General features: G+C 43.3%; 4 protein-coding genes and 2 pseudogenes. All 6 read left to right on the forward strand.

Annotated features, from left to right (window positions below):
- A pseudogene (locus ACJ28U_RS00200) lies at window positions 1-211 on the forward strand (phage major tail protein, TP901-1 family); the annotation flags it as partial.
- 85 nt (window positions 212-296) lie between these two features.
- Entirely contained in the window at window positions 297-743 is a 447-nt protein-coding gene (locus tag ACJ28U_RS00205) for a tail assembly chaperone (protein ID WP_258257910.1), read from the forward strand.
- 92 nt (window positions 744-835) lie between these two features.
- Complete coding sequence (locus tag ACJ28U_RS00210) at window positions 836-1042, forward strand: hypothetical protein (RefSeq protein ID WP_407618006.1); 207 nt, start codon at window positions 836-838, stop codon at window positions 1040-1042.
- A gap of 16 nt (window positions 1043-1058) precedes the next feature.
- On the forward strand, window positions 1059-4193 hold the full coding sequence (locus tag ACJ28U_RS00215; RefSeq protein ID WP_407618007.1) for a phage tail tape measure protein: 3135 nt from the start codon (window positions 1059-1061) through the stop codon (window positions 4191-4193).
- A gap of 9 nt (window positions 4194-4202) precedes the next feature.
- The gene (locus ACJ28U_RS00220) at window positions 4203-5099 is read left to right on the forward strand and encodes a phage tail domain-containing protein (protein WP_407618008.1); all 897 of its coding nucleotides are present in this window, start codon (window positions 4203-4205) and stop codon (window positions 5097-5099) included.
- A 9-nt stretch (window positions 5100-5108) separates the two neighbouring features.
- Window positions 5109-5486: pseudogene (locus ACJ28U_RS00225) on the forward strand (hypothetical protein); the annotation flags it as partial.

Here is a 5486-nt window from a genome sequence, read left to right on the forward strand (position 1 = left end):
TGTTGATGAGTTGGAGTTGGACGACGGAGATGACATGGTTTCAGCATCATACACGTTGAATATCTTGGATAAGTTGAAGACTGGTACATTCCCACTTACTGACGAGCAAATCGCAGCGTTGAAGGACATGTACGAGTTCGAACGCCCAGGAGAGACGACTGGTGACTTCGGACCAGAGACAGACGGCACAACAGATGTACCGGCACTTTAATTTTTTAGGGTTCTCATTAATTTGGGAGCCTTTTTATTATGTCCGAAAGGGCGCCAAAAATATTTTAACGAAGAGGTAAGACAACATGGCTATTGAATTGAACATTAAGGGTAAGCAAGTAACGGGAAAATTTAACTTTGGAGCTTTTTACAAGGCGAATAAGTTGCTATCAACCGAACAAAACGGGACCAATGCTGGTGACGGAGCAGTTAATTTGTTTTATGGCATTGTTACAGGTGACGTAATGATGTTGCCATCTGCAATTGCAATCTTGGCACCTACGAAGTTGACTGACGAACAGTTGAGTGACGCTGTTGATGCACTGAACGCTGCACATAATGGCGATATTGATGCTGTGTTTGATGAAATTAAGGAAGAGTTGCAAGAGTCAGGTTTTTTCGTCAAGGCGGTCAAGAACCAAATCAAGTCGATGGATATGGTTCGGGAAGCGCTGATGACGAAAGAGGACACAACAGAAGTCCAAAAGAAGTCGTTCGACGAGATGTTGAGCACATTGAAAGAAAACGTCTAATTGTCGAAGCTTCACGCCAAGGTATTACTGATATTCCTTACATTTTTTCGTTATATAAATGGGAGCTCGAGGCGCTTTTTGAAGGTATCGCAATGGCAAAGATTGACAGGCAAGAAGAACAAGCAGTACAGCTATTCAATCAGCGCTACGTTGATAATGCTAAGAAGCCTAAGATGAAGAAAATATTTGACCGCGCAAAGTTAGAACGCAACGTTAAGAATATTTTTGAGACTGGACAGGACAAAAGAAAGTCTGAGCGACGCCGATTATATGATCGAGTGCGTAAAGCATTTTCATAACGAAGGGAGGAATTGAATGTATAACGGTGGAGAAGTTATTGCACACATTGGTGCTGATATTAGCGAATACACCAATGCCATGAAACAAATTGGTAAAGATACCGTTAGTAATATGGGAGGTGCGCAAAAAGTTGCATCAACCGTTGGTAAAACAATGATTGGTGTGGGTGCTGCTACAACTTTGATGGGAACAAAGTCACTGAAAGGCTTTGGTGAATTTAATCAAAGTTTGAACTCTGCTGCAGTTATCGCTGGTGGTACGTCAAAAGATATTGATGGATTGGCTGACGTTGCGAACAAGATGGGAGCTGATTTGCCGTTAAGTGCGCAAGACTCTGCTGATGCCATGGTCGCTATGGCACGAGATGGTGCGTCAATCAGCGACATTAAGAAAGAGTTCCCTTCTATCGCACAAGCTGCGACTGCTGCAGGTTCTGATTTGCAACAGACGGCCGGTGTTGTACAAAACGCCATGAATATCTGGGGTAAGTCGATTGGGTCACCACAGCAAGCAGCTGCAACGTTGGTGACAACTGCCAATTTGTCTAATGCTTCAGTTGAAGATATGCAACACGCTTTGGCAACAATTGGAGCAACAGCTAATTTGGCTGGTATGTCTATGCAAGATACGTCTAGTGCAATTGGTTTGCTGACAAATCAGGGGTTCAGTGCGGCGGACGCTTCACAAGATTTGAACCACGCTATTCTGCAGATGATGGCGCCTTCTGATAAGGCAAGTGGATTGATGGAAGATTTGGGGTTGAGTTTTAAGGATTCCCACGGAAATATGAAACCGTTCAAGCAGATTGCCCTTGAAGTTGCAAAAGCCACCGACGGAATGGGAAAGGCTGACAAGGCTGCGGCGCTTAAGACTATCTTCCATTCAGCCGGTATGAAGGCTATGGTGCCTATCATGAAGGCCGTGGAAGATAAAACTGGTGATACCAAGACGAGTTGGGATGCGTTTACCGGTGCTGTTAACAAGTCAACGAGTTCTCAAAAAGTTGCGTCAAAAGTTTTGGCTGATCAAGCGCAAGAAATGCAAAAGAATGTCGGTGCCAAGATTGAACAAGTCGGTGGTAATTGGGAGTCTCTATCTAATAAGGCAATGGCATCCAAGAGTGGTGTTTCAAGTACCTTGCTAGATTGGACAAACAACACGTTGAATTGGGCACAATCAAGTAATTCTGGTTTTGCTAAGGTGACACGTGACTTCATTGGACTTGCACCAGTAATTGGGCCGGCGACAACTGCTGTTGGTGGTTTCTTGGCTAGCGCAGGAAAGATTACGGGTACGTTGTCTTCAGCTGGTAAAGGTCTTTGGAATGCTGGAAAAGCAACTAGTGAATTCTTAGGTAAAGTTTCTGATGCAGGCGGGTTTGTTAGTTGGATCAAGAACACAAAGTTGTTTACGATGGCAAACAAAGCAAATACGGCAGCAACAGTTGCTGAAACTACAGCACAAAATGGGTTGAACACTTCACTACTCGCTAATCCGATTACATGGATTGTTGTTGCAATCGCTGCATTAGTGGCCGGATTGATTTATTGGATTACACAAACTAAGAGTGGACAATCCGCATGGCAAGCGTTCACGTCGTGGTTGTCTGATACATGGACAGGCATGGTGACGTTCTTTCAAGGTGTTTGGAGTTCAATCACTAGCTTGTTTAGTTCTGCAATGGACGGTATCAAGACGGGGTGGCAGGTAACTGTCACGTTCTTTAGTAATCTATGGAGTGGCATTGTAAATGTCTTTACTACGATTTGGAGTACCATCCAAACGGGTTGGCAAAATTTCACGGCAACTGTGAGTGGTTTATGGCAGTCTGCTGTAGGCGTGTTCAGTACAGTTTGGTCAGCAATTACAACGTTCATGCAACCGATTATCGACACGATTGTCGGACTTTGGAACAATTTCACAACTACGATTTCGGGTATCTGGAACGGTATCATTAAGATTGCATCTGGTATCTGGGGATTGATTAAAGCGGCAGTCATGGGGCCAATTTTGTTGTTACTTGATGCAATGACCGGTAATTGGAACCAGATGAAAGCCGACGCTGAGATGATTTGGAATAAGATTGTCGACAGTGTGAAAAGCATTGTGAGTGGTCTGGCACAAGCGATTTCAAGCTATGTAACAGGTATCTCCAACTTTGTTGCAACGATTTGGAATGGAATTGCCAGCGTTACGTATAAAGTTTGGAATTCAGTAAAGGACGCCGTAGTTGGATTTGTTTCTGGTATTTGGCAAGATATTAAAAATATCTGGTCAGCTATTCCAGGGTGGATCGACAGACTTTGGAACAACGCGAAGAAAGTCGTGTCTAATGCATGGAATTCTATGTGGCAGGCCATTGTTAACTTCGCTAAGGCTATTAGCAACGATATTCAGAACATTTGGAACTCAATTCCGGGCTGGATTTCGGGTTTATGGGACAACGTAAAGAATTCCGTTGTAGGTGCATGGAACGCTATTTGGCAAGGAGCTGGGAACTTTGCCAATGGTGTTGTGAACGATATTAGCAAGGCGTGGAATGGATTAGCTAATTGGATTGGCGGTTTATGGAATGGCGTAAAGAATGCCATTTATTCAGCAATGAATATTAACTTGTACGATGCTGGTAAGGCAATCATGATTAGCTTCTGGAATGGGCTTGTTTCGCTTTGGAATAAGGTGCAGAAGTTCGTTGGTAACATTGCGCAATGGATCCGTGACCACAAGGGGCCAATCAGTTATGACCGCAAGTTGCTTATTCCAGCTGGTAGAGCGATTATGACCGGATTTAACGACGCGCTGAACGATACGTTTGGGGATGTTAAAAAGTCCGTGTCTGGTTATGCAAACCAAGTTTCCGACGCATTTGGCAGTGTTGATTTATCCAACGTACAGTCTCAATTACAGGGTGTACATCAAATGATGAAAGACCAACTTAATGCGAATGCCAACGTCACTGCTAGCACACAACTTGCTGGGGTTAATGGCATGACGTTTGGTGCTGAACTTGATGATGATGTCTTGAACGCGCCTAGTGCAGTAGTTGAAATTGAAGTCCACCAAGAGTGGGACGGTAACAAGGTGCGTACGTATTTGGCAAATAAGGATGCACGTAATGAAGCAAAGGTTAAGTTGATCAATAAGCGTTAGGAGTACTCAATGGATTTATTAATTAAAAAAGGTGATGTGCCAAAACGTTTATCGGAACTTGGCCTACTTGTGACTGATATTTCGCGTGGGACACCAAGCATAGATTTGCAGACACAGAGCGTTGCTTTTAAAAACGGAAAAAAGTTTCAGAATGCAACGCACACCGAAAAGACAATCACGGTGACTGGTTATTACTATGCGACCGGTATTGAAGCTGACTTAGGAATGCAAGACAAGTTGAATGGTGTGTTCGGTAGTCTTGAACCGTACTTCATTGCGGAGATGATTGATGAACGTCAGGATATGTATGGTTATGAACGGCCGGGCGAAATCCAAAATCCTATTATGCAACAGTTGAGTAATGACGGCGTACAAGACCAAATGGTGACATACCTTGATTACAACCATTCTGCATACAAATACGGGTTTATCGTTTTGTTATCTGATGTAATTGACTACGAGACACAAGGAAAAGTAGGCGATAGGATTCTAACGAAGGTTACGTTGAGTTTTGTTACAACAGGCGTACCGTACGGTATTACAGAGCCAGTTGACATTGATTTAACGGGTCAAACGTCTATTCCTTACGCTGGAACGACAGGTGTTTCGCAGTTTGATTGGCCGTTTTACTTCGAGTTAACAGCGAGTGAAGCCCAGGGTTATACGTTTGATTTCACGGTTGGTAGGCAAAAGTTCACCTATACCGCTAAGGGAAAAGTGACGATTAAGAAGGGGGATGTGTTCTTACTGAACGGTATCTCCTTCAAACTTAATCAAGCCAATATTAACGATCAAACAAATATTCAGGAGTTCGAACTGCTTCCGAATGACACGTTGCAAGTGCCATTTAAAACAACGTTTAAGGGTGACGTTATTATCAAGAACAAAGTTGATTTTTATATCTAAGGAGGTTTTATGCTTAAGTTTAGAGACCCACAGTCGAATATTCAGTTAGCTGAAGCTGAGTTGACGTATAAAGAAGCGGTTAATGGTGAAAAGTCTCTGACTGGAACTATCTACAGCAACGACGACGTGCTGCATCAAATGGAACGTGGCTGGTCAGTAATGTTCAATGGTGATTGGTACTATATCACTTACGTTGCACCAACTGACGGTGGTAACTCAATTACGGTTGAGTTTGACGCAGTGCATGAGTTCTTTTTCAAGATGAGTAAGTCGGTTGCTTACGGCACTCTCAAAGATGGTTCACACACGGCTAAAGAATACTTAGATTTTGTATTCAATGGTTCAGGGTATTCATACACGTTGTTGTCACAAGTTGATGCTTGGGAG

Origin of the sequence: Weissella sp. MSCH1 (assembly GCF_045799135.1) — a bacterium.
Classification (GTDB): Bacteria; Bacillota; Bacilli; order Lactobacillales; family Lactobacillaceae; genus Weissella.